This is a genomic window from Vibrio sp. 1F253, from assembly GCF_041439295.1.
GTDB classification, from domain to species: domain Bacteria; phylum Pseudomonadota; class Gammaproteobacteria; order Enterobacterales; family Vibrionaceae; genus Vibrio; species Vibrio tasmaniensis_A.
Window position 1 is genome coordinate 1 of sequence record NZ_JBGONU010000002.1, and the last position, 26,998, is coordinate 26,998.

The window sequence follows — 26,998 nt, forward strand, 5'->3', positions numbered from 1 at the left end:
TAAAAGCGTTGAACAAGCTTACTGGGTTAGGTATGCCTGAAACTTGTCGTATTGATTAAGAAATACGCGAAACGGGGTTGTTCTATCTTTAAATTTAATTACGCAACAAAGCCAGTCCAGACAACCGATTCTCGGTATCAAGAAGCGAATATGCTTCTCTACAAATCAATCTTTATTATTTGTCAGCAGACGTAAATGAAATGGCTATGAAGCGTTCGAATTAATATTCGCGCGGCTTTCTAGCGACTGTTTTTATTACGTGTATTACCTCGACAATCGAGGGGCTCTTCCATGACAATTGACATACCAAAGTAAAACATTTGTCAGTTTTCTATTTGGGCTGGTGATTGATTTGTTAGCAGGATAATAGGAAGAGTTTTGACCAGTATCTACCCAGAATTACGATTTGATAATATCGTAATTACGATTAGTAGTTATAACTCTAAATCGGTAAAGTGATTTATTTGAAAAGGCTCATATACAGATAGAAAACATTGTTCATTAACTTGGTTTGGATCATAGAAGTCGATGAAAAGTACTAAAAAGACTGGCCTAAAATATTGAATAAATTAGACCAGCTCTAGGGAGGATTTTAATCGATTATTTGAACGGGTTTAATGTAACAGGAGCAATAAAGAATTTTAGGTTCCAATCTGGTGCATATGGCACATACTCAGCTGGATTGGTCGTATTAACATTTGCGTCTGGTTTCATTACGTAATATTGAAGTTCTACACCCCAACGAACAGGCATCGGTCCAATCTTAAACATATCGATATAGCCTAACCCGACAGGTACAGTAAATTGGTCGGAACCATCTTTTGTCCAATCAATTTGAATATTAGGCGTCATACCAATTAACGCGGTGTTGCTGACACGATAGTTTAAGAAGTACTGGATGTCCGCTTGATTGGTTGATTCAGTAACGCTGTCGCTACCGCCTACATCCCACCATTGCTGAGCTAAGAAACCAACGTTCCAGCTTTCAATACTTGCTGGGTTACCGGTTTCTTTACCAAGGCGAGCGACCATTGCCGCAGGGCCTACTTGCCATTTATCTTGGGTTAAACCATCAGTACCAGTTGGCATGATCACCGTTGGACCAACACCCCAAATCCAGCCGTCATCACGGTTAGGCGCTGCCATTGATAGAAAGACAGTGTCTCCCATATCGTTTGTACGTCCTTCAAAGAAATCACCGTTTTCACGATCGCCTGGTGAACTGTAGTGGTTGGCAACCAAACGGTTCACCAAGTTCCATTCACCATCCATTATAGGAACCGGCATTACTGGTTGAAAGCTGAAGCGGTTTTGCATCTCATGGTGACCATCTTCTTTTTCTAGAAAAGTATAATCATTTTGAGTAATTAGCATCCATACATCTGATACTGGGTTTGCTGATTTTTTTGCCGCTTCTTGAACTGAGAGTTGTTCCTTTTCAGCCAGCGCAGAACCAGAGTAAGCGATAGCCGCACCGCTTAAGAGTAGGGAAATTATTTTAGTGTTTTTCATATTGATACCGAGGGTCATTATTTTGGTGCCATTGTAGTATTCACAAAAGGAATGTATATGTACCGAACGGAAACTCAGTGTCATGTAATTTGAGACAATGTTGTGATTTCAAAGCGCGTTGCATGAAGTACGCCCCATTATTAAAGGGCTTACGGAGAAGGGAGGGCTTTATTGTCTCAATATATGAAGATTTATTGAGGGTTGATGAGTGTGAGTAAAGTCTGGTTAATATGCTATTTATTAGCAAAATAATCGATGCGTTATACCTTTAACAAATGTTTTTATTGACGATATTTAATCGTTTTTACGATAGCATGGTGTTTATGGTCGCCTAACGAGTAATGATATATGAGCAACGAAATCCCCAATTTCAACCTACTTGCTGTGTTTTCTGCGGTGATGGAGCAGGGCAGTTTGAATAAAGCCGCGGATCAACTCAGCACCAATCAATCGACCATTAGTACCGCATTGGCACGACTGAAAAAAGAGATAGGCCAAGAGCTTTTTGTTCGTAAAGGACGAGGTGTTACGCCTACTTCTTATGCTCAAAGTTTGTATGAACAAATCAAAACGCCGATTCATGAATTGAATGATGTATTTCAGTCGATGGCTAATTTTGATGAGCAATCCTCTGAACGTAAGTTTGTGATTTCTTCACCTGAGCACTTACAGTGGATTTTACTCAATAGTTTTGCTGCGCTTCCTAATCAAAATCTATCGCTAGAAGTCTTTGACCAACCAGACAGTGATGAGCGTATTTACGAAGACCTTTTGACTCAAGAGTTCGATGCAATGATCGATATTGTGGTACCTGAACACCCAAGCATTGTTAGTGAAACTCTATATGAAGGCGAGTTTGTTATTGTGTGTAGAGAGGATCACCCGAGAATCCAAGGTGAAATCAGCGAAGCGCAATTCATGAATGAAAAGCATGCCGTATTAGATAGAACACGGCGGAAAGTTCGCAGTTTAAATCACTACACATCATTGGATTTATCTAAGCGTAAAATCGTGTTTCACGGCCGATCACTGTTCAGTAATATCTTGCTATGTAGCCAATCGGATTACATCACCGTAGTGCCTTTATCTATGGCTGTGCAGTTTCAAGAAAGGCTGGGTTTACAGTTGTTTAAGCCACCTTTTGAATATCAGCCTATATCCCACTATTTGATTTGGTTAAAGAAGCAGAATAATGACCCTGCTCATAAATGGTTCCGAGAACAAGTCATCAGTACATCAGATGCGATGTCGAAGACGCTTAAAGATAGGCGTTTGCGGTTTTAATTGAGAGTCTAACTCGAAGGGAAGCATTGGCTTCCCTTTTTTGTGTCATTGAGTTCGTGCTAGTCATAAAGTTCATAACAAAAAATTATCACATTGAGAATTTTTGATAATTTCATTAATTCCTCGCTGAATCGTATTATTTCACTCAGAGATTAGTGGATAACCTCCACTCAAAATCATAACGGCGCAATGCTTGTGGTGCCAATAAGGGTGAAATATGAAATTCCTACACACAATGATCCGAGTTGCTGATTTAGACAAGTCTATCGAGTTCTACACCAAAGTATTAGGCATGAAAGAGCTTGAACGCCACGAAAACAACGACTACCGCTACACTTTGGTTTTCGTTGGATACGAACAAGGCGGCACGACTATCGAGCTCACGTACAACTGGGACACGAATGAGTACGAGATGGGCAGCGCGTTTGGTCATTTGGCATTGGGTGTGGAAGATATTTACGACGCATGCGACAAGATCAAATCACTGGGTGGCAACGTCACTCGCGAAGCGGGGCCAGTAAAAGGTGGCTCAACGCACATCGCATTTATCACAGACCCAGATGGCTACCAAATCGAACTGATTCAACTGGGTTAATCGAGGATATAACAATGACAAACGCACTATTTCAACCAATTCAACTTGGTAATATCGAACTTAAAAACCGTATTGTTATGCCACCGATGACGCGTTCTCGCGCAACGCAACCTGGCAATTCAGCAAACGATATGATGTCGGCTTACTACGCTCAACGCGCTTCTGCAGGTTTGATTATCGCTGAAGGCACACAAATTTCACCTATGGGTCAAGGTTACGCTTGGACTCCGGGTATCTACTCTGATGAGCAGATTGCGGGTTGGAAAAAAGTCACCGATGCAGTACATGAAAAAGAGGGCGTTATCTTCGCTCAACTTTGGCATGTAGGCCGTGTAACACACCCAGACAACATTGGTGGTGAACAACCAATTTCGTCTTCTGCACTTAAAGCAGAGAACGTAAAAGTATTCATCGATAATGGCACTGATGAACCGGGTTTTGTGGATGTGGTTGAACCTCGTGAGATGACGAAACAAGACATCAAAAACGTGGTTGGTCAATACCGCCAAGCGGCTTTGAACGCGATTGAAGCGGGCTTTGATGGTATCGAACTTCACGCGGCGAATGGTTACTTGATTAACCAATTCATCGACTCTGAAGCAAACAACCGCACTGACGAATACGGTGGTTCAATTGAAAACCGTTTACGTTTCCTAGGCGAAGTAGTTGAAGCTATGGTTGAAGCGATTGGCTCTGACCGCGTAGGTGTTCGCCTTGCTCCGTTCACATCGTTGAATGGTACGGTTGACGCTACGCCAGTAGAGACTTACACAGCGGCGGCGGTGCTACTTAACCTATACAACATTGTTTATCTGCACGTGGCAGAAGTCGATTGGGACGACGCACCTGAAACGCCAATAGCGTTTAAAGCAGCGGTTCGTAAAGCTTACAACGGCGTGTTGATTTACGCAGGTAAATACGACAGCGAGCGCGGCGAAAAAGCGGTTGCTGAAGGCGTAACTGATATGGTTGGTTTCGGTCGTCCATTCGTCGCAAACCCAGATCTACCCGCTCGTATTCAAAATGGTTACCCATTAGCAGCGCACGATCCAAACACATTGTTTGGTGGTGCTGAAAAAGGTTTAACGGATTACCCAAAATACGCAGGCTAAAAATAGCTGCCTGAAGCAGAGTATTGAGATAATATCTCGATCCTGTTGAATGTTTATAAAAAGCAACCTTGCAGAGTCGGGTTGCTTTTTTTGTTATTGGACCAAGTAAGATGATGAAAGCGATGCGCGGAGAGCTTTATCTCCTATTTGCTACCTTGTTAGCTGGGATTGGATGGATTGCATCTAAGCTGGTGGTGTTAGAAATGCCTGGGCCAGTGTTCATTGGTGTGCGATTCTTCGTCGCGAGTTTGATTCTTTTGCCATTTTGTATTCATCACATTCGTAAGCTTTCGCTTAAGCAGGTACTTTCTCTTTGCGGCGTTGGCTTGTTGCTGTCTGCTTCATTGCAAGTCTGGGTGTATGCAGTATCGATGACGGAAAGTTTGTCGGAAGGAGCGTTTATCATGAGCTTAGCCATGATCATCGCGCCGTTTGTCTCTTGGGTTATATTTCGAGTTAAGCCTAATCGTGCCTTCTGGATGTCATTTCCAATTGCGATTATCGGTATGTTGCTACTGACCCTAACTAACGGTTGGCACGTTGAGCAGAGTCAGCTCTATTTCCTATTAGCATCGATGTTGCTTTCGGTTCACTTTGTCATGAATAAGCGAGTGATTACTAATATCAAACCTATAGCTTCAATTTGCGTTCAGCTTTTTGTGGTGGGTGTTAGTGGGTTAGCGTTTGCTTCGATGACCACTCAACCAGAGTTTGAAATAACTCAAACCTTAATATTCTGGTTTATCGTCTCAGCGGTGATCGCAACGTCTATTCGTTACTTGTTGCAAACTGTCGGTCAGCACTCCGTGAACATGGAAGTGGCGGCATTGATCATGATTCTTGAGCCGGTGTGGACATTGTTATTGAGTGTCAGCGTGTTGGGAGAAACGGTTGAGATGCAAAAGCTACTAGGCGGAGCGGTAATTATTGGTTCGTTATTTTGTTATATCAAATGGTCGAGACGAAAATAAAACACTCGGCGCAAGGCCGAGTGCTCGTTGGTTGTTAGCGCATTTTTATAGCTCATTAAGCATGTACTAGCAGTAAGCTCCGGTCACAGTAAGATCAGATTGCTGCGACCATCTTTTGAAGTAGCTTGATCATCTGCTGTTGTTCTTCAGCGTCCAACTCATTCATCAGTTCTTTGTTTAAACGAGTAGGGATTGGAATCAACTGTTCTTCGAGTGCTTTCCCTTTTTCCGTTAAGTAGATTCTGAAAGAACGACGACTGTTTGGATCGGCTCTGCGTTCAACCAGCTCAAGCTTTTCTAGCTTGTCTAGTGTGCGAGTCGTCGTTGAATTCTCGACTTTGGACTTTGCCGCGATATCACGCTGAGTAATACCTTCCTCTTCCCATAGGCACATCAAGGTTGGCCAGAGCGCAATGGTTAAGCCATGTTCTTTCAATTCTGTGTCGAAATCTTTGCTCGCTTTATTGGCGATCACGTTGATCATCCAACCAAAGCTATTTTGCCTATCAAATTCTTGTGACATCCGTCAGTACCTAATTCTTACGATGACATTACAACTATTGTCATCGTAACTAATACCGATGCAATTAGCACCAACATTGCTTCGTTATTTGATAAAAAAGCGAATTGACTGCTAATTTTGAATTAATCGCGAATCGTGACCTTGGTAATCATAATATCTTCGCAAGGTACATCTTCGTGTCCCCAGCGAGTGGTCGTTGGAGCGACAGCAATCTTGTTGACCACGTCCATGCCTGCCGATACTTTGCCAAACACTGCGTAACCCCAACCTGCGTTGCTGGTCGCGGTATGGTCAAGGAAATCATTGTCGTCAAGGTTGATAAAGAACTGCGCCGTTGCTGAGTGTGGTGCGTCTGTACGAGCCATTGCCACTGAGCCAATCACGTTCTTTAGTCCACGATTTGCTTCATTGACGATAGGTGCGTGTGTTGGCTTCTCTGTCATGTCTATAGTGTGTCCACCACCTTGAATCATGAAACCCTCAATTACACGGTGAAATGTGGTGCCTTCATAGAAGCCTTCTTGGCAGTATTTAAGGAAGTTTTTTGAACTTACTGGCGCTTTCTCAAGGTTAAGTTCAATTTCGATGTCGCCAAAGTTAGTGGTCAGAATAATCATAAAGGTGCCCAATGTTCGAGTACTAATATTTTGAGTACTACAGAGTAGTGGATGACGTAATAGGGTGCAGTATATGAGAAATAACGACGGATGCCAGTGAACAGTGATTTTGACGTGTATTCAAGGGTGATCTGAATGATCTTCGAGCGTGCGTTGCGCGCTCACTTCACTTGTATAGACAATAAAGCCAACGAACAGGTCGCTGGCTTTTGAGGTTTTAAAGATTATTGCTTTTGATTAAAGCGTTAGAAGGTAATTTACCAGCTGGTTGTACTCTTCGTAGCTCTTGATTTGATCCGGTTTTACGATGTATTTGTTGTTAACTAATACGCCTGGAACGCCAGTTAATGTGCTCGCATTAAACTGCTTATCAAAACGCTTCTGCATTGAGTTAACTGCGAAACCGTTGTAGGCCGCATCAAACTTCTTCGCATCGATACCGTTATCAAGGAAGATCTGGCGCAGTTCCGCTTCGTTTCTTGGAGTCTGTTGCTTCTCGTGAATTTTGGCGAACATTGCTGGAACCATATTGTCTTCAGCGTCGAGTGCAATCATGGTCGCGTAAGCTTTTGCCATAGGCACAGCCATGTCGTTGCCCATAAACGCTACGTGCACTTTTTGAAAGCTTGCTGACTCTGGTAGATCTTGTTTAAGGAACTCAATGACGCCTTCAAATTTGTAGCAATGAGGGCAGTAAAACGAGAAGAACTCGGTAACGACAGGTTTATCTGCTTTCGCTACGTCGAGGATCTTGTAGTGAGTACCTTCTTCAAACTGAGCGGCATTAATTGAAGCGCTCATGATCAGAGCTGCGAATAGGCTAAATAGCTTTTTCATGTGTTATTTCCTAAATTTGGATGTCATTGTTTACAGCGATAGAGCTGTATTAGTAATACGTTGGCAAGCGTTGCCAAACAGGGACAAACAATTAAGAAATAGGAGGGCGATAAGGAGCTTGTGGCGACATGATTGCCTTGTGTGAAGGCTCTTTCTCGATCAAAACCAATGAACCAATTTGGGTATCAAAAGACTCTGACACAATCAACGGTGGCATTTTAAGCAAGCATACAGAGCCACAGCAGTGGTGTTCTACATTGGGTTGCGCGCTGGAATATGGGAGTGAGTCACTGGTGTCGAATGAGGAATCGGTGTTCAGCGATAAGGTTGATAGATTTTGAGTTACCTGCATAGCATTGGCGTTCGCGATACTGTCCACACTGACGGTGGCCACTAACATAGCGAATAGCATAAAAGCATGTACCCAAATTTTGCTTATCAACTTTGGCATGGAATATTGGTCTTTGTGTCCGAATTAAGGTTGGTATGAATCACATTCTGCAACCGCTAAACAGGAAAGCGTAGAACGAGCGCATGATACATCACTCGTTTACGCATCTCTAATTAAACCCAACAAAACTTAGCAGAGCTCAACTTTTATTACGCTTGGTACTGTTTAAGGAACATCTCGACGCTGGAATTAATGATTATTTGCTTGTGCTGCTTATCAGGAGAGGGCGCATGACCAATGATCTGTGGCCAAAATGCAAAAGATTTCAGCAGGGCGATAAACTGAGTGGATGCAAACAATGGGTCGAGTTCAACCAAACGCCCATCAGCCAATGCCGCTTTGATCCAAGTCGTCAGGCCGCTTTCTGCTTGAGAATATTTTTCCATCGCTTGATGCGCGAGTTCTGCGTTATGAAAATATTCAGAGAACAGTACGCGAGATAAGTCGATGAAACCTTCAGACTCGAGAAGATCAAGTTCTTGGTTGGCTATAGAGGTAAGTTGTTCATCTAGCGGTTGTTCGGCTTGATAGGGGAACTGAGTCGCTGCGAGTGTTTTGCTCCAAATGCTGTCTAAAATCTCATCCAGTAGCAGTTCTTTACTCGCAAAGTGATTGTAAACCGTGCGCTTTGATACTTCCGCGCGGCTCGATATTTTATCCATGCTGGTGGCTTTATAGCCATGCTCGGTAAACTCTGCGATGGCAGCGGCCACGATAGATTCGCGTTTTCTTTGGCTTAGTGTTTTTTTTACCGTCATCTGGATATTACTCAATATGTCGCGGTTAGCATTGCATACTCTAATTTTACACCAGTAAGTTTACTTTTAGAATACCAATCAGTGTATTGGTAATTAGCACGCTAGCACCTGAATCGCTTTGCAATGAACTGCGGGTGTCATAGAATCGAAAACGTATTCGAATTTTATTGATATCAACGGAAGAGAATAAACAATCAATGAGTAGTATTTTAGAGTGTATTCGTACAGTTGGACGAGGGGAAAGAGGTCGTAAGCCTTTGTCGTTCGAACAAGCCTACCGCATCATGGATGAGTATTTAAGCGGAGAGGTCGGTGACGACCAAATGGCTATGCTACTGATGTTGATTCGTGTGCAGAATGAAACCAATGAAGAGATCGCAGGCTTTGTAAAAGCGTTTCAATCTCGAGTGCCAGACTTAGGTGCTGATATCGATTGGCCGTGTTATGCAGGTAAGCGTAACGATAACGCCAGTGGAAAGCCTTGGAACCTGTTGGCAGCAAAAATTCTAGCTGACAACGGCTATAAAGTATTAATGCATGGCTACATGGACAAACCCAGTGGTCGTACGCATGCCGAAACGCATTTAGAATGTGTCGGCGTTCGCAGCGCGCAAGATCCGCAAGACGCAAAGCAGATTCTAGAAGCCGATGGTATTGCTTACTTGCCTTTGGCGAACTTCGCCCCACAAGCTCAAACCATGATTGGTTGGAAACATCGTTATGGACTGAGAACTCCGATTAATACCGTTGTTCGTGCATTGAACCCTGGTGGTGGACGTTTAGGCTTGCGTGGCAGCTTTCACCCTGGATTCCCACAGCTTCATGCAGAAGTTGAGCATGTGATTGGCAATAAATCCCACTCGGTGATTTCATTTAAAGGCATGAATGGCGAATCAGAATACAACCCCAAGGTAAGTCAAACGGTCTGGATGAGTTCTCCTGAAAAGGTAGAATCTTTCTACTGGGAAGGCACCATGAACACCCAACTGCCTCTACCTTCTGAATGTGTACTGGGTACACCGGAAGATGAGATGGAGTTGATGGCGAATAGTGTTGTGGATAGTATGACGGCGATTTTATTTGCAGAAACGCATGATAAGGCTGAAGCTTACTCAAAGGCAGCGCGTTTGTGGGAAGCCTATTGCACTCGTTAGTAGCTACTAGCCAGTCGTTAAGAGCTAGCAAATAACGTATAGCGATTGAAATCGTGAATGAGAAGGTCAGCGAATGCTGGCCTTTTTCGTATATTTACCGTGGTAGGTATTCGCTGTTGAATTAAGTAGGCAATCATTGTCAAGGTGATTGCCTACTCATAACATGTTATTCAACGGTGTTCTGTGCTGTTGACCATGCTGCTTAAGCTTGCCGAACAAGACATGCGTTATGACTGCGCTATTTTAGGAATAGGCCGAAGTCGATCTCTTGTTCTCTTCCGTATTTAACCAGTTTCACTTTCAAGTTGTGTTCTGCTGCAAGATCAATAGCTAAGTTAGACATGCGCTTTATCTCATTAAAACAGCTTGAGATTAGGGGCTTTTCTTGGTTGTCGACAGTAGCGATAAGTGTGTTCTCTGTACCTTCGTTGTCTGCATAAACATACGCGTACATGTTGTTGTCGTGTTGCATAAATTACCTAAGCTGAGCTTTTTATTATTAGTGTGATGAAGGTTACAGTATTTATGTATTCAGGCTAGCTTATGGGAGGAATCAAAGGTAAGAGTTTGTAAGCGGTGTTTAAATTTTTGCTTCATAGGCATGCGTGCAAGCCTTTTGTTACCTCGTTTTTTGCTTTGGTAGGTTTTGCCTATCAATAAAATTGTTGAAATCCATTTAGTAAAATCAAGATTTTAGACAACAATTAAGGTAACACGATAGAAAAATCGATAACAAAACGTATTTTAGGGAGAACGCAATGCATTCTATTAAAGTGAAAGATTACATGACGCCGCAGGTTGTGACATTCACTCCTGACATGCCGTTAAGTCTCGCGTTAGACAGAGTAATGCGCAGCCATCATATGGGTGGTCCAGTCATTGATGATAATGAACAAGTGATTGGTTTCCTTTCTGAACAAGATTTACTCGAGAAGTTAGTGAAGGTGAGCTATTTCTGCCAAGACACGCATATTGTAGGTGATTGTATGTACCAAGAAGTTCTCTCGGTATCACCTGAGTTATCCATTATTGAATTGGCAGATATGATGCAAGTTGGAAAACCCAAAGCTTATCCGGTACTCGATAACAAAAAGCTAGTGGGTATGATTACTCGAACCGATGTTTTGAGAGCAATCGGCAAGAACTTAGATGAATGCTTTAAACATCAGGTATAGTTTTAAACATCATGTATAGTGGTGTGTTAAGAACGATTATTTTTCTCAATACCCTCAATTGAAAAGGCGCACTAGCGCCTTTTTTCTTTGTAGAGCTTTTCTTGGTGGATCTTTTTTGTCGATCCCCTAGTTTGTGGCTGACTAGCTTATAGAGCTTTATTTTGTGGTGTTCCAACTTTTGGAGGTTTCATGTCAAATCAAACTGCGAAGTTTGTAGAAGGTTCAACGATGCGCCACATATTGGTGATGTCGGGGGCTGGCTCTGTTGGTTTGATGGCGTTATTCGTGGTCGATTTACTCGATATGTTGTTCATCAGTATGTTGGGACAAGTCGAATTGGCCGCGGCTGTTGGTTTTGCAGGCACACTGACATTTTTCTCTACCTCCGTTTCGATCGGTACTTCTATTGCTATGGGTGCGTTGGTTTCCAAAGCTATTGGTTCAAAGAATCAAGAACACGCTCGAAACCTCGCCACGAGTATTATGCTGACCGCTTTTGTCATCAGTTTGACGATTACTGCGGTGATGTTCGCCTATATCCCAGAGCTGCTTGCTGCGATTGGTGCAAAGGGGGTGGCCGCAGAGCGGGCGCAAGCTTACCTGCAGATCTTATTGCCAAGCGGGCCATTTCTAGCGCTAGCGATGGCTGCGGGTGCAGGCTTGAGAGCCGCGGGGGATGCCAAACGTTCGATGTGGGCGACCTTGTCGGGCGGCATTGTTAACGCGATTCTCGACCCTTTGTTTATTTTTGGTTTTGGTTGGAACATCGAAGGGGCGGCTATCGCTTCTGTCTTTGCTCGTTTTTCGGTGCTCTTTTTCTCGCTTTACCCTTTGATTCGCAGTCACCAGCTGGTGGCTCCCCCTTCTCTTGTACAATGGCGCATTAATATTCGACCAATATTGGCTATTGCGCTGCCTGCTATTATCACCAATACCGCAACGCCTATCGGTAATGCGATTGTAACGACGGGGATTGCACAATACGGAGAGGATTTTGTCGCGGGCTTTGCTGTGATAGGTCGTCTGACGCCGGTTTGTTTTGCGGTTATCTTTGCTTTGTCTGGCGCTGTGGGCCCTATCATTGGGCAAAACTTTGGTGCAGAACGAATGGACAGAGTAAAAGAAACACTCAACAACTCATTGTTGGTTACTACGGCGTACACCATCGCCGTTTGTATTCTCTTATACTTTGTCCAAGACTATGTGATCCAAGGCTTTAGCCTACAAGGTGATGCAGCAATTATTGTTGCCGCATTCTGTACCTATGTAGCGTTGACCTTCACCTTCAACGGCGCACTGTTTGTTGCCAACACGTCTTTTAATAATCTAGGTAAACCGCTTTACTCGACAGCACTGAATCTGGGTAAAGCCACTCTCGGTACATTGCCGTTCGTTTACTTAGGCTCGCAATGGTATGGCGCATTGGGTGTGCTGTATGGGCAAGCCTTGGGCAATGTTTTGTTCGGAATACTCGGCACCCTAGTGCTTCGCTATCATATTGCCGAGCTTATGCAAGGTTCCCAAGTTGATCCTGTAGAAGACGATGTGTCGATAGTCAGCTTGAATACACAACCATTCTGTTCACATGATGCCGTTCTTATTGATGATGTATCGGCGAACAGAGAAGAGTGTAAAGAGCTCAAGTCGCAATAACAGCGACACTCCAATATAGATTAGTTGGTTTGTAAATTTCTTCTTGGTCTTGGACAATTTGTTCTTGACCTTGGAGTAGTCTCCAAGGTTTATACTTTTGTTGTACTTAAGGTTCTGTTGCTCATGAGTGAGCAACAACCTCAAGGCTTTTGAGTATTAAGGAGATACATTATGTGCGCAAAACACGCAGCGTGCCGCTCAACAAAAGTGGACGTTCAACCACAAGCGACTGGAGCAAGTTGCTCTAGCCCTAAAATTTCAAGCATTACCGCAGCCGGTACTTCATCTTCATGCTGCAGCTCTTCTGCTACTGCGTCTTCATCGTCAGGAGATGATTGTTGTGGTTCAGACAGTGGAGAAGAAGACAGTCAGTCCTCTACTCAAACTTTAAATGCCCAATTTTCTAAAAGTTGGTTGGTCTCAGGAATGGACTGCCCAGCTTGTGCTAAAAAAATAGAGAAAGCCGTTAGTAACATTGAAGGTGTTATTCAAGCCAAAGTTCTCTTTGCCACCGAAAAGCTAGTTGTGAAATTCGACAATGAAAGTCTTGCCGACACCATTGAACAGGTCTCTATCAAAACGGGCTTCCCTCTTTCGGAAGTTGGTTCTAAAAAAGAAAAACAGCACCCCGAGACTTTTTGGCAAGCTCATATCCAACCTAATTTACAAATTATAGCGATTGCAGCCGCAATGCTCTTCGCAGCACTGTTGAAAAGTATTTCTCCTCAACTGAGTGAAGGTTTGTTTACCGTAACCTGTTTGCTTGGTTTGTATCCAGTGGCCAAGAAAGCAGTTCAGTTGGCACGTTCAGGTACGCCGTTTGCAATCGAAACCTTAATGAGTGTTGCCGCGCTCGGTGCTTTATACCTTGGCGAAACCGCTGAAGCTGCGATGGTTCTGTTACTGTTTTTGATTGGTGAGCGTCTAGAGGCATTTGCTTCATCAAGAGCAAGAAGTGGTGTTCAAGCCTTAATGGCATTGGTGCCAGAAAATGCCACCAAGATTATCAACGGCGACCGTGTTGACGTTGCAGTAAGTGAACTTGCTCCTGGTGACGTGATTGAAGTGGCAGCGGGTTCTCGTTTACCTGCTGATGGTCAACTTATTACCGACGCTGCGAGCTTTGATGAAAGTGCGCTAACGGGTGAGTCTGTTCCTGTCGAACATATAGCAGGCAACAGCATCATGGCTGGTGCTGTGGTGGTCGATAAAGTCGTTCGTATCACCATCACGTCAAAACAGGGTGAGAATGCGATCGACCGTATTCTTCACTTGATTGAAGAAGCAGAATCTCGTAAAGCACCGCTTGAACGTTTCCTCGATAAGTTTAGCCGCTGGTACACACCACTAATGATGTTGGTGGCTCTGTTGGTCATCATCACCCCACCATTGCTGTTCGCGCAGCCTTGGGAAACTTGGGTTTACCGAGGTCTAGCTCTATTGTTGATTGCTTGTCCGTGTGCGTTGGTAATCTCGACACCTGCTGCAATTACTTCTGGTTTAGCAGCAGCGGCGAAACGTGGCGCATTAATTAAAGGCGGCGCGGCACTAGAGCAGCTAGGAAAAATTCAAACGATTGCCTTTGATAAGACAGGTACGCTGACTGAAGGCAAGCCTCAGGTTACGGATATTCAACCTCTATCAGGTTGGAAACAAGACGCTATGCTTCGTGTAGTTGGGGCGATTGAAGTTGGTTCGACTCATCCTTTGGCGCAATCGCTTGTCGCTAAAGTTAAAGAGCTGAATGTTGAGATCCCTGAGTCACACAACAAGAAAGCGCTCATTGGTAGCGGTGTTGAAGGCGATGTCGATGGTGTTAAGTATCAGGTTTTATCACCGTCTAAAGTCACGTTCGCTCTTGGACCCGATGTGGTTTCTCAGGTAGAAGCATTAGAAGGCGAGGGCAAGACGGTTGTGGTTGCTCTTGAGCTTAAAGATCTAGAAGAGTCAACAGAACAAGCTACGACTGTGATTGGTTTGATTGCGTGGCAAGATACGTTACGTAGTGACGCTAAGCTTGCGATTGAACGACTTAATGACTTGGGTATTCAATCTATCATGCTCACAGGGGACAACCCACGAAGTGCAGCAGCGATCAGCAGCAAAATTGGTATGCAATATAAAGCGAGCCTGCTTCCAAGTGACAAAGTGTCTTATGTTGAAGAGTTATCTCAACAGTCACACGTTGCTATGGTCGGTGATGGCATCAACGATGCGCCAGCAATGAAAACGGCGAATGTAGGTATTGCTATGGGTGGTGGTACTGATGTTGCGCTTGAAACGGCAGATTCAGCACTGACTCACAACCGTTTAACTGAGCTGCCCGCGATGATTGAATTGTCGCAAGCGACCATGAATAACATTCGTCAAAACGTAGCACTAGCGCTCGGTTTGAAAGGTGTGTTCTTGGTGACCAGTTTGCTTGGTATTACCGGGCTTTGGGTTGCCGTTCTTGCAGATAGTGGCGCGACAGCTCTGGTGACACTCAACGCACTGCGCCTGCTTCGATTCAAGTCTAAAGCGGATTAAGTTCAGCTCTCAGACATAGACGCTCTTAATTTTAAAAGCGTCTTATATAAGAAGCATCTCGCATAAAAGCGCCTTTAGCGGTCATACGTTAAAGGCGCTTTTTGTCTCATTAGTATGCAACGCAGCCGTTCTGATTGCTTATTTTTGTGATGCCAATCGGTTTTTCGTGAAACCTGAAATGTTGTTGCGATCATTGGTGTGATGTTCGTCACTTCATTTCATTATGAGCTTGGTTAGAGTGTGTTCGTACCCCACGAATTTACTATGAGCTTAAATAAGGGTAAAAAGCCCAATAAGCCAAAAGGAGCGAACTATGTCTCAAGCTGTTTTCCACTTAGGTGTTACTGAAGCAGATCTTAACGGTGCTACTCTTGCGATCATTCCTGGTGATCCTGCTCGTGTGCAAAAAATTGCAGAAGAGATGGAGAATCCCGTATTTCTTGCGAGTCACCGTGAATACACGCTTTACCGCGCAGAGCTAGACGGTAAGCCAGTTGTTGTATGTTCAACAGGTATCGGCGGCCCATCTACTTCTATCGCAGTTGAAGAGCTTGCTCAGCTTGGCGTTCGTACTTTCCTACGTGTTGGGACGACTGGTGCGATCCAACCTCACGTAAACGTGGGTGACATGATTGTTTCTACGGGTTCTGTTCGTCTAGACGGCGCTAGCCTACACTTCGCTCCTATGGAGTTTCCAGCAGTTGCTGACTTCGAAGTTGCTACAGCAATGAAAGCAGCAGTTGAAGAATCAGGCGCAGCAGTTCACATGGGCGTAACCGCTTCAAGTGATACTTTCTACCCAGGTCAAGAGCGTTACGACACGTTCTCTGGTCGCGTGGTTAAGCGTTTCCAAGGTTCTATGCAAGAATGGCAAGACATGGGTGTTCTTAACTTCGAAATGGAATCTGCAACGCTACTAACAATGTGTGCAAGTTCTGGTTTGAAAGCAGGTTGTGTTGCTGGTGTGATCATCAACCGTACTCAAAAAGAGATACCTGATCACGAGACACTAAAAGTAACGGAAGCGCGCTCAATCAAAGTGGTTGTAGAAGCTGCTCGTAAAATGCTTTAAGTCGGTAACAGTACTTTTAGTTTTCAAGTGCTTTAAGTCTTAAAATGACTTCAAATTTTGAAAATGGCCACATCGAATGATGTGGCCATTTTTTTGGGTGTTTACAAGTCCTTTGAGCTTTTTACCTTGCGAGCTTTAGACTTTGTAAACGTAGACCTTGTGAGCTCTAAACCTTGTGAACATCTAGATGCTGTAAAGTTTAGACCTTGTCAATACGGGCGGGGTAGTGGATATAAGTCATTTACTACGATTGGCATAATAGTTACGGGTACAAAAAAGGCGAGTGACTTAAGTGGTCATTCGCCTTTTTGTTTTTTGAGAATTCGATATGTTCGAGTTTCTTAAATTAGCACTCTAAATCTTCATCACCACCGGCAGCGGTAAACCATGCCGCGAGATGTGTTTTAAGATCTTTTAATTCGTCAGGGCCAATCAATGCTAGGCCAAGATCTTCTGCTCGTGTGATGTCATTATGACGAAGAGGGCGGAAGCTCACCAACATTGCACGGGCCTGTAGGCCACCTAGCAGGTCTCTGAGCGATTCCAGCTTGTACAAGGTATCATCGCCATCATCTCGCATACCTTTGGTCTTACACTCGATGATGTGCAGCTTATTGTTCACTACAGAAGCAACATCAAGCTCATTACGAACTTCGCGCTCACCGAGTTGACGATAAACCTGAACATTCAAAGAGCGATCTTGAATGGTCGGCATGTCATCTTGGATCTGCTTAACGGTGCTATGAACCAATGTTTCAAGCCATTCGCCGTTTGAGAAGCGTCGCGCGTCTTCATTGGCAAACGTCAAAATACCATTGTCATAAGTGGCAATCTTAGCTTCAACCAAATCGCTCAACAGCATGTTCAGCTCGCGATAACCTTGTTGCTTCTCAGACAAGCCCACATCAAGCCTCTGTTCTTTACGGCAGGTTGTTGCAAGGTAGTTCAATGTAGCAAGACCTGGGCCTAATTCTAATGCGTTACTTGCCCAACGCTCACCCAGTTCATACAGTTTTTGGTCAAGTTGCGGAGACAGTTGTACATCGCTGAATTCACCACGAGCACCGAATACCGTTAAGTAGTCATCGATAGTGATGCGGTCTTGAACTTGTGCGTCTTCTTTCCCATTCGGGTAAAGCCAGCACAGCTTGTCACTGTTTGGTTCAACAACAAAGATTGGCCAGTGGTAAGTACGAAATACTTCGTAGACAGACAGTAGGCGGTGACGAAGGCCACAACTTGCGTTGAGCTTCACTTCTTGTCCCCGAGCTTTTAAGTCTTCAGCAAGGTTTTGGATCGATTCTTTAATTGCAGAGGTGTTTACGATAGTTGGAATCTCGAAAAATTCACTCGTAATATCACGCTTCTGCAAAACGCTGTCTAAGCGTTGATAGATACTGATTTGATTTTTGTCACCGATGAACACGATGTGAGTGCTGATCGTTCGGTTGTCGAGTAGTGGGGTGATCAACCGAATGGGGTCTTGATCGATAATGCCAACATGAACAGCCATATAAATTCCTTAATAGCGGCTCGCTCATAAAGGTGAAAGAAAAACGGGAAGCAGCAAGCCTTTATAATCATATAATGACAAAGCTCATAAAAAACAAGGGCAACCCTTGATAAAAGTTGCCCTTGTTCAATTAGTTATCACTATTGGGTGAGATATCCCAACATTTCAGGTGAATATCTATTGGTTCTTCGTTTATTTATAGCTTGAATTGATGAACTAAATCACCTTGCTGGTTTGCCAGAATTGTTAGGTTTTGGCTTGCCTCTGCAATTGATGACATCGCTTGATAACTCTTATCAGCAATCTGGTTGATGTCTTCAATGTTACGCGCGATATCACCCGAAGTTTCACTCTGCTCAGCCGCGGCTTGAGAAATGTGCGTACTCATTCGACTGATTTCTAGAATCAATGCCTGAATTTCTTCCATAGCACTATTAGCACTTGAAGCTTGTTCAACCGACATATCCATATCGCTCATGCAGCTTTCAATCACATTGCTTGCTGTTTTAGAACTTGATTGTAGGTTACTGATCATGGTCTCAATTTCAGACGTCGATTGAGTTGTCTTTTGTGCCAGTACTCGGACTTCATCTGCAACTACAGCAAATCCACGGCCTTGTTCACCTGCGCGCGCGGCTTCGATTGCTGCGTTGAGTGCAAGTAGGTTGGTTTGATCTGCAATACCACGAATAACATCGAGGATAGAGCCAATCTGGCTACTCATTTGTTGTAGCTCGCCTACAGCACCCACGGATTCAGTCAGGCGCACCTCAAGTTGATTAATGGTACTGATGTTGGTGTTCATGACCTGACGACCTGATTCAGAAGCCGATTCTACTTGTTGAACCATAGTTAACGAGCTTTGCGCGCTGTTTGCTACTTCTTGTACAGAGTGAGACATTTGTGTCATTGCCGTTGCGACGGTTGCTGTTTGTTCACGCTGGCTGTTCAATTGAGCCTGTGTCTCAGAAGAGGTTTTTTGGTTTACGCTTGCAGTATTGGTTAGGTCATCTGAAGCGTCATTCAGTTTCACCAGAATATTGTGCAGGTTGTCGGCTAAGGTATTGATGTGACGGCTTACTCGGCTGAATTCGTTGTCGTATCGAATATCGATACGCTGAGTCATATCTCCTTCAGTCAGGCCTTCTAATGTACCTAGGATACGCGTTAGTGGCTCTCTTACACTATGTGCAATGTGGTAACCAATTGCTGCAGCGAATACGGTGACAACAATGCCAATTGCAATCGCTTTGAATAGACCGTTGTCGTAGATGCTGCTCGCATCTGCTAATGATGAGTTGAGTTGCTCTTCCGCTGTGACGTTGAAAGAATCCAGTACCGCCATTGCTTGGTCGACTTCAACGGCTAGATTAGCAATGTTGATGTACAAGGCTTCTTTCGCTTTCAGATAGTTATTATGTTTATCTAAAACACCGCCTTTTTGTCCCACGTCTTTGGTGAAGTTTTTAACCGATTCATCGAAAACATTTTTTATCGCAGGCAATTGTGTCGCTAAACCACGGTACGCGTAGTTTAGGTGGGTAACGGCCTTTTTGTTTTGGTTGACGGCTTTTTGTACGAAGGCAACATCAGAACTTGCTAGTGCATCAGAGGTAATCACCTCGGCGTCTTGTAGTTTAATAAAGTAGCTCTTTGCCATCACTTTTACAGAGATGCTTTTTTGGTCGGCAACGTACTCTTTCATGCCAACGGTCAATTCTGAATGTAAGCGTTGGAAATCACGTGATGCTTTTTGTACTTGCTCTTGCGCCTCAAACATAGCGATATAATTGTTCATCGCTTCATCTGCTTCGGTGAAGTAACGTTCTTCCATCGCTCTTAATTGCGTGATGCGCTCAGTGAGCGAGGTATTGTCTTGGCTTGCTGTTTCTAGGCTACCTAGAACTTCAGAAAAAGCGTTTTGTGATGCAGCAAACTCTGTACGCATTGCAGACATACGCTCAGAATTTTGTGTGGTTAAGAAGTCTTTAAATGACTTGTCAGCGGAAAGTAATTGGACACTTGTTTGGTTTGAAAGCGCAACCAGCGGCAATGAGACTTTTGAGACGCTCTCAAAATTGCTATGTATCTGATTCATGCTGCTCATCATGATGGTTATCGTGACTGCGAACATGATGATGATCAGTGCGAAACCAGCGTACATACGCTTGATCACAGATCCCTTCATGACTTTCTCCCTAAATAAATGTGGACCTAATACCAGGTCAAAACAAACAAAATTATCAGGATTCTATTGAGCTCGGCTTACGCATTTTATGACGCACACATCAAAAATAGCCCTTTGTCCTAGCCAATATGCTGTTCTTGAGAGGTAAGGCGTGTTTTTTTTGATTTGAACGGTGTTTTTTATTATGCTTTAAAGCAGGTTTATTGTGGTTTGATGCGGCATAGCGCATACTCAAAGCATTAAAAAATAAATGTTTTATCGGAGAGACACATGGCTGAAGAAACCATTTTTAGTAAGATCATCAATAAAGAAATCCCAGCAGATCTACTATACCAAGACGATTTAGTAACCGCATTTCGCGATATTAACCCTCGTGCTCCTAGTCATATTCTAATTATTCCTAACAAGCTGATTCCAACAACGAATGATGTTGAAACGGAAGATGAAGCAATGATGGGACGTATGTTTACTGTTGCTCGTAAGTTAGCAAAAGAAGAAGGCATTGCAGAAGATGGCTATCGTCTTATTGTGAACTGCAATTCTCACGGTGGCCAAGAGGTTTACCATATTCACATGCATTTGGTTGGTGGCCGCCCGCTTGGCCCGCTTTTAATGAGTTAATTAAAAGGCTAATAAGCTAACGAAACAGTTAATGGTCTCGTTAATACAAGTTAATGGTTAATTAACATAAACAGCGAGTTGGAAAATTTGTTGTTTGTATGCCAACTTTTAGTTTTATCTGTTGTCTGAATATCGGCTTCGCTCAGGCAGAGCTAATTAAGCAAGGGATTACCTTGCTTAAGATCCTTTTTACAACGTGTTTCGTTTTGATAATGAGACCTAACAAAGTTGGCATTTTAAACATGCACGGAGACGATAAGTGAAGCACCAGTTTAGATTCGCTTCCATTGCCCTGTTATCGGCGTTGACAGCGGGTTGTGCGAATATGTCGGCAGGGAGCCTGTTCAGTCATTACAGCGCGCAAAACAAAGAAATTTACCAAGCAGTCAAGTCTGGGGATTATTCAACGGCTCAACAAGAGTTACCAGATTACGTAGCAGGTGACATTCTTGATAACTTTGAAAAAGGTAGAATTAATCTACTTGATCAAAAATATCCTGAGAGTAAGTCGTCGCTCGAACTGGCCGATCAGGCAGTAAAAGATCAGCAAAGTAAAGCGGTGATCTCTGTATCAGACAGTGCAACCAGTGTCGGCGCGTTGGCTGTGAATGACAATATTACCGAGTATGTGCCAGCCGATTATGAGTTGGGCTTTCTGCATTTATATCTTGGTTTGAATTATTTAAAGAAAAATGACTTAGAAGGTGCGGTGATCGAAATGCGTCGCGCTAACCAAGTTCAGGAACAAGCCAAGAAACAACGTGAAGCTGAATTAGAAAGTGCTGCTAGCGACGCAAAATCTCAAGGGTTGTCTGCCAACGTGGGTAGTATTCTTGCGAATTATCCTGATGCGGGTAAAAAGCTGCAATCTGTGCAAAATGCGTATCTGATGTTTTTGTCTGGTCTGCTTTACGAAGCATCTAACGATCTGAACAGCGCTTATGTGGACTATCGACGTGCTTTGGCCATCATGCCTGAGAACCAAGAAATCATCGATAGAACCATGGCAACAGCTGCTCGCTTAGGCATGCGACAAGATTTAGCAACACTGAAAAAGCGCTACAAACAGTCATCTAAGTTAGGGGCAAGCGAAGGGCGATTAATTGTGCTTCAAGAACAAAGTGCAGTTCAAGCGATGGACAGTTGGCGATTAGATTTGCCTATTTATGACAGTCGCGATCAGGGCGCAATATATTCTCTGGCGCTGCCATATTACCCGCGCCAAAACGTAGAACGTTTTTCTGCGCTACGAATCAGTGGGCAACCGTTGTCTGAGCATTTGATTACGGATGTGAATGCGATGGCGCAGAATGATTTATCTGAACGTATGACGAGCATTGTTATTCGCCAAGCGTTACGTGTGGTCGCGAAAGATCGCATCCGTAAAGAAGCAACTCAAGGTAACGATGTCGGTAACATTTTGTTCAATGTCTGGAATGCATTCACGGAACAACCAGACACTCGAAGCTGGCAATCTTTGCCTGCGGAAATAAAGACCAGCACGTTTGTAGCAAACAGTGGTCAATATACGTTAGAAGCGGGCGCTAAAACGTATGACTTTGATATTCGAGAAGGGCAGACCACTTTGGTGTGGATTTCTCGACAAGGAAACAATGCAACAATGTGGCATAAACAGCTAGGGAGGCTGTAATGAAAAAGTGGTTAGTGAGCTTAGCAGCGGTTATGGCTCTGGCTGGTTGTGCTGATAATACAGCTGGCGTAAGGGTAGATAGTCAAACTCAGAACGTTTTCTTTGGTGATAAGGTATTGGGTAGCCGCTTACAGGTTGAAGATATCCGAACTGACCTCGTCGACGGTCATACGCGAGGAATCGTGCGTTTAAACAGTAACTATAAAGGCGATCAACATATCCTTTATCGCTTTTACTGGTACGACGATGCTGGTCTTGAGGTCAACCTAAAGCAAGGCCCTTGGAAGCAAGCAATTGTTCGTGGCTTTGAAAGTATTTCGTTGTCGGAAGTGTCGGTAAATCCGAAAGCGACTCAGTTCAGAGTTCAGTTCAGAGAGCAGTAAACTTTCGTTTGGAACCGCTCATATTTAGAGTGGTTCCAAGCTTTATAGCAAAGACGAGATAGAACGGGTCTAAGGATTCGAAAATACAAAAATTTAAGAGAGTGGGTAACCCCGCTTAGTGATTAGTTAAGGAAACAAAATGAAAAAGAGTGTCATTGCGCTACTAGGTTTAGCGGTTATTTTAGGCGGTTGTTCAAACAAGGTAAGCTACGGTGATGCACAATCAGTAGAAACCACGACAATCGATTTCGGTTCAACTGACCTTCAAACGATTGCGGGCGAAATGGTCGATAGCATGATGGCGTCTGGTTCTGTGTCTTATATTACTCGTGAGCAACGTCCAATCGTGTTCGTAGAGCGAATCAAGAACAAAACAAGTGAGCACATCGATACTGAGTCAATCACTGATACCATCAGTACTAAAATGCTGAACTCTGGTAAGTTCCGTTTCGTTGATATGGACCGTGTAGAGTCTGTTCGTGAACAGTTGAATTTCCAAAATAACGATGAGCTTGTAAATCAAAGCTCAGCAATCCAATTTGGTAAAATGGTTGGTGCTCAGTACATGTTGTACGGCAACCTATCAAGCATCGTTAAGAAAGCGGGCAGTGACGAAGACGTATACTACAAAATGACCATGCGCCTAATGGATCTTGAGTCTGGCTTGATTGAATGGGCTGACGAGACTGAAATCCGTAAGCAACAATCTAAGAGCTTGCTGGGCTTTTAATTAAGTTTACTTGGCTTCTAATTAGCTTACTGAGTTTTTAATTTAGCTTATTGAGCTTCTTAAATGGTTTAGTGTGCTATTAACTTGGCTTAGTCATGCCTCAACGCAGTACATGTTATTTGCTGTGATTGGTATTAATGAAGAGGCACTGGCTTTTGGTCAGTGCCTTTTTTGTAGGGAAATTAAGACGTTTATAGGGCAGTTAAGACGTTTATAGGGAGTAAATATGGCGATTTTTTCTTGGTCTGAAGCAAAGCTTCTTGATACCAGTTTGAGTTCTCTTGATGGCTACTTTTCTGAGCCTCCAATCAGAGCACAGACACTGACAGGTGGGTTGACTAATCGATGTTGGAAATTGGTTTTAGCCGATGGCACCGCGTATGTTTGGCGTCCAATTACCCCCATCACCAAAGCGTTCTTCATCTCTCGCCATGAAGAGTATCAAGTACTGTCTGCTATTGAGCGTCTAGATATCGGACCAAGTCCGATAGTGGTCAATGAGCAAGGCTTACTGGTTGAATGGATCGCGGGTGAGACGTTGTACGAAGGACTCGAGCAGGATGATTTACTGAAGACGCTGATCTCAGTGCATTTGGTTAATACTGCGCGACTGCCGCTCCAACCGTTCAGCTATACGGCTCGAGTTGACCACTACTGGCTTCAGCTTGATGCGGTTCATAAGACTGAAACCTGCACCAAGATTTATCAAGAGTGGCGCGTGGCTCCAAGTATCCCAAGTGTAGGCCTGTCTTTGTGTCATTTTGATCTCGGTGGCTATAACCTTGTGAAGAATCAAGATGGGATTAAGATCATTGACTGGGAATACGCAGCGCTAGCAGACCCAAGGCTTGATCTTACGCTGACTATTGCTGTTGCCCGATTACCAGTTACAGAAGCTGTTAATAAGTACTGTCAGCTAAGAGGTATCCATGATCCCCAATCTTGGCTTGACGGAGTAGAAGCCTGGTTACCAAGAAGCCAAATGATGGCAATGCTGTGGTATTTACTTGCTCATCAGCTATGGGGCGATGACAGTTATCTGCGTGAAGCAGAGGCTCTTAGTCACACTTTATGTAGCTATGATCACGTTTAGGAAGTGAAAAATATAATTTCAGAGGTCTTCCCTTTAAAACCTTGTTTTTCGTGTTAGATTGATCAAAACGTACCAATATTCAATGGGGGAGGTACAATGATTATCTATCTACACGGCTTCGACTCAACAAGCCCGGGCAATCACGAAAAAATACTGCAGTTGCAATTCATTGATGATGACGTTCGTTTCATCAACTACAGTACTTTGCATCCAAAACACGATATGCAGCATTTGCTAAAAGAAGTGCATAAAGTGATAGAGCAATCCGATGATCCACATCCAATCATTTGTGGTGTAGGTTTGGGTGGTTTTTGGTCTGAGCGTATTGGTTTCTTATGTGGGATTAAGCAGGTGGTGTTCAACCCTAATCTGCACCCTGAGAACAACATGGTAGGTCGAATTGATCGCCCAGAAGAGTACGAAGACATCGCGACTAAGTGTGTCGCTCAGTATCGTATGAAGAACAAAGGACGCTGTTTAGTGGTGCTTTCTCGTGAAGATGAAATTCACGACAATACGAAAACAGCTTCTGCTCTAGAAGATTACTACGAAGTTGTCTGGGACGAAAAAGAGAGTCATAAGTTCAAAAAGATCTCTCAACACTTACAGGCAATGAAGGCGTTTAAAAACGCTTAAGGATTACCGTCATTTTATAAAACAGCACTCAATTGAGTGCTGCTTTTTTATCCAAATTAGCAAGCGATGCCCGAAGGGTTCGAGCTGAGCGCTCCCGTAAAAAGCGTTTTACTTTTTGTTGAGGGAGATTTGCTTAGAATGACTAGGCTACTTCCCTCCTTGCCGTGATTAAAACGCTTTGATACCGAACGAAATTTAACCGTGAAAGGTCAATGCGCCCTAGTCATATAGATTTTATCGATGAGTTTGCGCAAACGTTAACTAATCAGTCACGAATCCTCATTGTGGGTAAGGATTTTTGTTGCGGTCATCTTTTTGCTATATATAATGTTCTAAAGCAAAATATTTTGATAAATGTCAAAAAAATTGAGAGCGAGTGATAAAACTTGCCCATAATTTGTGCTCTGCCTCTCAGGTAGGCACCTTTTTCATCCACGTGAGCAAAGTGACAAACCAATGTTTGTTGCTTGTAATCCCTCTAACTACTCAGTGAGCTGTTGTTACTTATTATCACAGTCATCAAATAAGCCGCAGCCTTTGGAATTAAGGCCGAGTAGATACATAGAATTTATCGGTTGGAGTAATCGAGCCGAACCCCATTTATTCATTTTGTAGAGGATTGTCATTGTGACAAAAATTATCGTAGTAGGCGGCGGTGCTGGTGGTTTAGAACTAGCAACTAAGCTAGGCCGCACTTTAGGTCGTAAGAAACGTGCCCAGATTACTCTGGTAGACCGTAAAGCAAGCCACCTATGGAAACCATTGCTTCATGAAGTAGCCACTGGCTCACTGGATGAAGGTGTTGATGCGCTAAGCTACCGCGCACACGCAAAAAACCATTGCTTTGATTTCCAAATGGGCAGCCTGAACGATATCGATCGTGAACGTAAAGTGATTGCGTTGAGCGAGTTGACTGATGAGCACGGTGAGTTACTGATGCCAAGCCGTGAACTTGAATACGACATTCTTGTGATGGCGTTAGGTTCAACGTCAAACGACTTCAATACCCCAGGTGTTCGTGACAACTGTATTTTCCTTGATAGCCCAGAGCAAGCACACCGTTTCCGTACAGAAATGAATAACCAGTTCTTAAAGCTGCACGCTAAGAATGGTCAAGGTACGGTAGACATTGCGATTGTTGGTGCGGGTGCTACTGGTGTTGAACTGTCTGCTGAGCTGCATAACGCTGTGAAAGAGCTTCGTACATACGGTTTTGGCGACCTAGATTCAAGCAAGCTGAACGTTAACCTTGTTGAAGCGGGTGAGCGTATTCTTCCAGCTCTACCTCCTCGTATTTCCAGCGCAGCACATTCTGAGCTAACTAAGCTTGGCGTCAACGTGCGTACAACGACAATGGTTACACAAGCTGATGCTGACGGTCTAACGACCAAAGATGGTGAGAAGATCCCAGCACAGATCATGGTATGGGCTGCTGGTATTAAAGCGCCAGATTTCATGAAAGATATCGGTGGTCTTGAGACGAACCGTATCAACCAGTTGGTTGTCAAAAACACGCTGCAAACTACGCTTGATGACAACATCTTTGCTATCGGTGATTTGGCGCAATGTACACAAGCGGATGGTTCGTTTGTTCCACCACGTGCGCAAGCTGCTCACCAAATGGCAAGCTGCGCATTTAGCAACATCATTGCTAAGCTGAACGGTCGTGACCTGAAAGACTACATCTACAAAGATAAAGGCTCACTGGTTTCACTAAGCCGTTTTTCTACAGTAGGTAGCTTGATGGGTAACCTGACTAAAGGTTCGATGATGGTTGAGGGACGTATTGCTCGTGTGGTTTACATCTCTTTGTACCGAATGCACCAGATGGCACTTCACGGCTTAATCAAAACATCACTGATGATGTTGGTGGGTCGTATTAACCGTGTCCTTCGTCCAAACCTAAAGCTTCACTAATCAGGTAAGCCTTCTAAGGTCAT

Annotated in this window: 25 protein-coding genes and 1 pseudogene; 16 read left to right on the forward strand and 10 right to left on the reverse strand. The window is 43.8% G+C overall.

Features of this window, described 5'->3' with window-relative positions; all coding sequences use genetic code 11:
* Positions 1–600: 600 nt before the first annotated feature.
* Positions 601–1,530: a hypothetical protein gene (locus tag ACED28_RS01225; protein WP_371709111.1), complete on the reverse strand. Its 930-nt coding sequence runs from the start codon at positions 1,528–1,530 to the stop codon at positions 601–603.
* Between the two features lie 330 nt (positions 1,531–1,860).
* Here ACED28_RS01225 and ACED28_RS01230 point away from each other — a divergent pair, with 330 nt between their 5' ends.
* The 4 genes from ACED28_RS01230 to ACED28_RS01245 all read left to right on the forward strand — a co-directional run bounded on the left by ACED28_RS01230 (position 1,861) and on the right by ACED28_RS01245 (position 5,474).
* Positions 1,861–2,796 carry a LysR family transcriptional regulator gene (locus ACED28_RS01230; protein WP_371709112.1) on the forward strand — a complete coding sequence of 312 codons (936 nt, stop codon included), beginning with the start codon at positions 1,861–1,863 and terminating at the stop codon, positions 2,794–2,796.
* Positions 2,797–3,013: 217 nt separating this feature from the next.
* On the forward strand, positions 3,014–3,391 hold the full coding sequence (gene gloA / locus ACED28_RS01235; protein ID WP_371709113.1) for a lactoylglutathione lyase: 378 nt from the start codon (positions 3,014–3,016) through the stop codon (positions 3,389–3,391).
* A gap of 14 nt (positions 3,392–3,405) precedes the next feature.
* On the forward strand, positions 3,406–4,503 hold the full coding sequence (locus tag ACED28_RS01240; protein WP_371709114.1) for an alkene reductase: 1,098 nt from the start codon (positions 3,406–3,408) through the stop codon (positions 4,501–4,503).
* A gap of 110 nt (positions 4,504–4,613) precedes the next feature.
* Positions 4,614–5,474: a DMT family transporter gene (locus ACED28_RS01245; RefSeq protein WP_371709115.1), complete on the forward strand. Its 861-nt coding sequence runs from the start codon at positions 4,614–4,616 to the stop codon at positions 5,472–5,474.
* Positions 5,475–5,568: 94 nt separating this feature from the next.
* On the opposite strand, the gene ACED28_RS01250 is transcribed toward ACED28_RS01245, so the two are convergent.
* The 6 genes and pseudogenes from ACED28_RS01250 to ACED28_RS01275 all read right to left on the reverse strand — a co-directional run bounded on the left by ACED28_RS01250 (position 5,569) and on the right by ACED28_RS01275 (position 8,660).
* A complete protein-coding gene (locus ACED28_RS01250; protein ID WP_017101603.1) occupies positions 5,569–5,997 on the reverse strand; it encodes a MarR family winged helix-turn-helix transcriptional regulator in 429 nt (142 codons plus the stop codon).
* A gap of 17 nt (positions 5,998–6,014) precedes the next feature.
* A pseudogene (locus ACED28_RS01255) lies at positions 6,015–6,119 on the reverse strand (hydrogenase); the annotation flags it as partial.
* Positions 6,120–6,614, reverse strand: a complete 495-nt coding sequence (locus ACED28_RS01260) for a peptidylprolyl isomerase (RefSeq protein WP_017101604.1) — start codon at positions 6,612–6,614, stop codon at positions 6,120–6,122.
* A gap of 237 nt (positions 6,615–6,851) precedes the next feature.
* On the reverse strand, positions 6,852–7,451 hold the full coding sequence (locus tag ACED28_RS01265) for a thiol:disulfide interchange protein DsbA/DsbL (RefSeq protein ID WP_371709116.1): 600 nt from the start codon (positions 7,449–7,451) through the stop codon (positions 6,852–6,854).
* Between the two features lie 91 nt (positions 7,452–7,542).
* Positions 7,543–7,902: a hypothetical protein gene (locus ACED28_RS01270; RefSeq protein ID WP_371709117.1), complete on the reverse strand. Its 360-nt coding sequence runs from the start codon at positions 7,900–7,902 to the stop codon at positions 7,543–7,545.
* A gap of 149 nt (positions 7,903–8,051) precedes the next feature.
* Positions 8,052–8,660, reverse strand: coding sequence for a TetR/AcrR family transcriptional regulator (locus ACED28_RS01275; RefSeq protein WP_371709118.1), 609 nt, complete (start codon positions 8,658–8,660; stop codon positions 8,052–8,054).
* A gap of 167 nt (positions 8,661–8,827) precedes the next feature.
* Between ACED28_RS01275 and ACED28_RS01280 the strand changes: the two genes are divergently transcribed.
* Positions 8,828–9,814, forward strand: coding sequence for a glycosyl transferase family protein (locus ACED28_RS01280; protein WP_371709119.1), 987 nt, complete (start codon positions 8,828–8,830; stop codon positions 9,812–9,814).
* Positions 9,815–10,052: 238 nt separating this feature from the next.
* Here the strand turns inward: ACED28_RS01280 and ACED28_RS01285 are convergent, their stop codons facing one another.
* Entirely contained in the window at positions 10,053–10,286 is a 234-nt protein-coding gene (locus ACED28_RS01285; protein ID WP_012604416.1) for a hypothetical protein, read from the reverse strand.
* A 286-nt stretch (positions 10,287–10,572) separates the two neighbouring features.
* Between ACED28_RS01285 and ACED28_RS01290 the strand changes: the two genes are divergently transcribed.
* The 4 genes from ACED28_RS01290 to udp all read left to right on the forward strand — a co-directional run bounded on the left by ACED28_RS01290 (position 10,573) and on the right by udp (position 16,243).
* Positions 10,573–10,989 carry a CBS domain-containing protein gene (locus ACED28_RS01290; protein WP_009847166.1) on the forward strand — a complete coding sequence of 139 codons (417 nt, stop codon included), beginning with the start codon at positions 10,573–10,575 and terminating at the stop codon, positions 10,987–10,989.
* A 189-nt stretch (positions 10,990–11,178) separates the two neighbouring features.
* The gene (locus tag ACED28_RS01295) at positions 11,179–12,642 is read left to right on the forward strand and encodes an MATE family efflux transporter (protein ID WP_009847165.1); all 1,464 of its coding nucleotides are present in this window, start codon (positions 11,179–11,181) and stop codon (positions 12,640–12,642) included.
* Between the two features lie 171 nt (positions 12,643–12,813).
* Complete coding sequence (locus ACED28_RS01300; RefSeq protein WP_371709120.1) at positions 12,814–15,171, forward strand: zinc/cadmium/mercury/lead-transporting ATPase; 2,358 nt, start codon at positions 12,814–12,816, stop codon at positions 15,169–15,171.
* A gap of 313 nt (positions 15,172–15,484) precedes the next feature.
* On the forward strand, positions 15,485–16,243 hold the full coding sequence (gene udp, locus ACED28_RS01305) for a uridine phosphorylase (RefSeq protein WP_009847163.1): 759 nt from the start codon (positions 15,485–15,487) through the stop codon (positions 16,241–16,243).
* A 346-nt stretch (positions 16,244–16,589) separates the two neighbouring features.
* On the opposite strand, the gene ACED28_RS01310 is transcribed toward udp, so the two are convergent.
* A complete protein-coding gene (locus ACED28_RS01310) occupies positions 16,590–17,756 on the reverse strand; it encodes a DUF1887 family protein (RefSeq protein WP_009847162.1) in 1,167 nt (388 codons plus the stop codon).
* Positions 17,757–17,952: 196 nt separating this feature from the next.
* Positions 17,953–19,944: a methyl-accepting chemotaxis protein gene (locus ACED28_RS01315; RefSeq protein WP_017096887.1), complete on the reverse strand. Its 1,992-nt coding sequence runs from the start codon at positions 19,942–19,944 to the stop codon at positions 17,953–17,955.
* 270 nt (positions 19,945–20,214) lie between these two features.
* On the opposite strand from ACED28_RS01315, the gene hinT reads away from it, so the two are divergent.
* The 7 genes from hinT to ACED28_RS01350 all read left to right on the forward strand — a co-directional run bounded on the left by hinT (position 20,215) and on the right by ACED28_RS01350 (position 26,975).
* Entirely contained in the window at positions 20,215–20,565 is a 351-nt protein-coding gene (gene hinT, locus ACED28_RS01320) for a purine nucleoside phosphoramidase (RefSeq protein ID WP_012604413.1), read from the forward strand.
* A gap of 259 nt (positions 20,566–20,824) precedes the next feature.
* Positions 20,825–22,216, forward strand: a complete 1,392-nt coding sequence (locus tag ACED28_RS01325; protein ID WP_371709121.1) for a COG3014 family protein — start codon at positions 20,825–20,827, stop codon at positions 22,214–22,216.
* Complete coding sequence (locus ACED28_RS01330) at positions 22,216–22,599, forward strand: YcfL family protein (RefSeq protein WP_009847158.1); 384 nt, start codon at positions 22,216–22,218, stop codon at positions 22,597–22,599. The genes ACED28_RS01325 and ACED28_RS01330 overlap by 1 nt, the downstream gene beginning before the upstream one ends.
* Before the next feature lie 139 nt (positions 22,600–22,738).
* Positions 22,739–23,329 carry a penicillin-binding protein activator LpoB gene (lpoB, locus tag ACED28_RS01335; protein ID WP_009847157.1) on the forward strand — a complete coding sequence of 197 codons (591 nt, stop codon included), beginning with the start codon at positions 22,739–22,741 and terminating at the stop codon, positions 23,327–23,329.
* Positions 23,330–23,555: 226 nt separating this feature from the next.
* Entirely contained in the window at positions 23,556–24,422 is an 867-nt protein-coding gene (locus tag ACED28_RS01340; RefSeq protein WP_017096884.1) for a phosphotransferase, read from the forward strand.
* A gap of 96 nt (positions 24,423–24,518) precedes the next feature.
* Positions 24,519–25,058, forward strand: coding sequence for an alpha/beta hydrolase YcfP (gene ycfP, locus ACED28_RS01345; protein WP_012604408.1), 540 nt, complete (start codon positions 24,519–24,521; stop codon positions 25,056–25,058).
* A 627-nt stretch (positions 25,059–25,685) separates the two neighbouring features.
* Complete coding sequence (locus ACED28_RS01350) at positions 25,686–26,975, forward strand: NAD(P)/FAD-dependent oxidoreductase (RefSeq protein ID WP_017096883.1); 1,290 nt, start codon at positions 25,686–25,688, stop codon at positions 26,973–26,975.
* Positions 26,976–26,998 lie beyond the last annotated feature (23 nt).

Excerpts from the sequence above, each read along its gene's own strand:
- ACED28_RS01310 (WP_009847162.1), bottom strand. The coding sequence starts at position 17,756 with ATGGCTGTTCATGTTGGCATTATCGATCAAGACCCCATTCGGTTGATC.
- lpoB (WP_009847157.1), top strand. The coding sequence starts at position 22,739 with ATGAAAAAGAGTGTCATTGCGCTACTAGGTTTAGCGGTTATTTTAGGC.
- ACED28_RS01225 (WP_371709111.1), bottom strand. The coding sequence starts at position 1,530 with ATGACCCTCGGTATCAATATGAAAAACACTAAAATAATTTCCCTACTC.
- ACED28_RS01230 (WP_371709112.1), top strand. The coding sequence starts at position 1,861 with ATGAGCAACGAAATCCCCAATTTCAACCTACTTGCTGTGTTTTCTGCG.
- ACED28_RS01295 (WP_009847165.1), top strand. The coding sequence starts at position 11,179 with ATGTCAAATCAAACTGCGAAGTTTGTAGAAGGTTCAACGATGCGCCAC.
- ACED28_RS01315 (WP_017096887.1), bottom strand. The coding sequence starts at position 19,944 with ATGAAGGGATCTGTGATCAAGCGTATGTACGCTGGTTTCGCACTGATC.
- ACED28_RS01250 (WP_017101603.1), bottom strand. The coding sequence starts at position 5,997 with ATGTCACAAGAATTTGATAGGCAAAATAGCTTTGGTTGGATGATCAAC.
- udp (WP_009847163.1), top strand. The coding sequence starts at position 15,485 with ATGTCTCAAGCTGTTTTCCACTTAGGTGTTACTGAAGCAGATCTTAAC.
- ACED28_RS01285 (WP_012604416.1), bottom strand. The coding sequence starts at position 10,286 with ATGCAACACGACAACAACATGTACGCGTATGTTTATGCAGACAACGAA.
- ACED28_RS01330 (WP_009847158.1), top strand. The coding sequence starts at position 22,216 with ATGAAAAAGTGGTTAGTGAGCTTAGCAGCGGTTATGGCTCTGGCTGGT.
- ACED28_RS01265 (WP_371709116.1), bottom strand. The coding sequence starts at position 7,451 with ATGAAAAAGCTATTTAGCCTATTCGCAGCTCTGATCATGAGCGCTTCA.
- ACED28_RS01340 (WP_017096884.1), top strand. The coding sequence starts at position 23,556 with ATGGCGATTTTTTCTTGGTCTGAAGCAAAGCTTCTTGATACCAGTTTG.
- ACED28_RS01300 (WP_371709120.1), top strand. The coding sequence starts at position 12,814 with ATGTGCGCAAAACACGCAGCGTGCCGCTCAACAAAAGTGGACGTTCAA.
- ACED28_RS01275 (WP_371709118.1), bottom strand. The coding sequence starts at position 8,660 with ATGACGGTAAAAAAAACACTAAGCCAAAGAAAACGCGAATCTATCGTG.
- ycfP (WP_012604408.1), top strand. The coding sequence starts at position 24,519 with ATGATTATCTATCTACACGGCTTCGACTCAACAAGCCCGGGCAATCAC.
- ACED28_RS01260 (WP_017101604.1), bottom strand. The coding sequence starts at position 6,614 with ATGATTATTCTGACCACTAACTTTGGCGACATCGAAATTGAACTTAAC.
- hinT (WP_012604413.1), top strand. The coding sequence starts at position 20,215 with ATGGCTGAAGAAACCATTTTTAGTAAGATCATCAATAAAGAAATCCCA.
- ACED28_RS01270 (WP_371709117.1), bottom strand. The coding sequence starts at position 7,902 with ATGCCAAAGTTGATAAGCAAAATTTGGGTACATGCTTTTATGCTATTC.
- ACED28_RS01245 (WP_371709115.1), top strand. The coding sequence starts at position 4,614 with ATGATGAAAGCGATGCGCGGAGAGCTTTATCTCCTATTTGCTACCTTG.
- ACED28_RS01290 (WP_009847166.1), top strand. The coding sequence starts at position 10,573 with ATGCATTCTATTAAAGTGAAAGATTACATGACGCCGCAGGTTGTGACA.
- ACED28_RS01240 (WP_371709114.1), top strand. The coding sequence starts at position 3,406 with ATGACAAACGCACTATTTCAACCAATTCAACTTGGTAATATCGAACTT.
- gloA (WP_371709113.1), top strand. The coding sequence starts at position 3,014 with ATGAAATTCCTACACACAATGATCCGAGTTGCTGATTTAGACAAGTCT.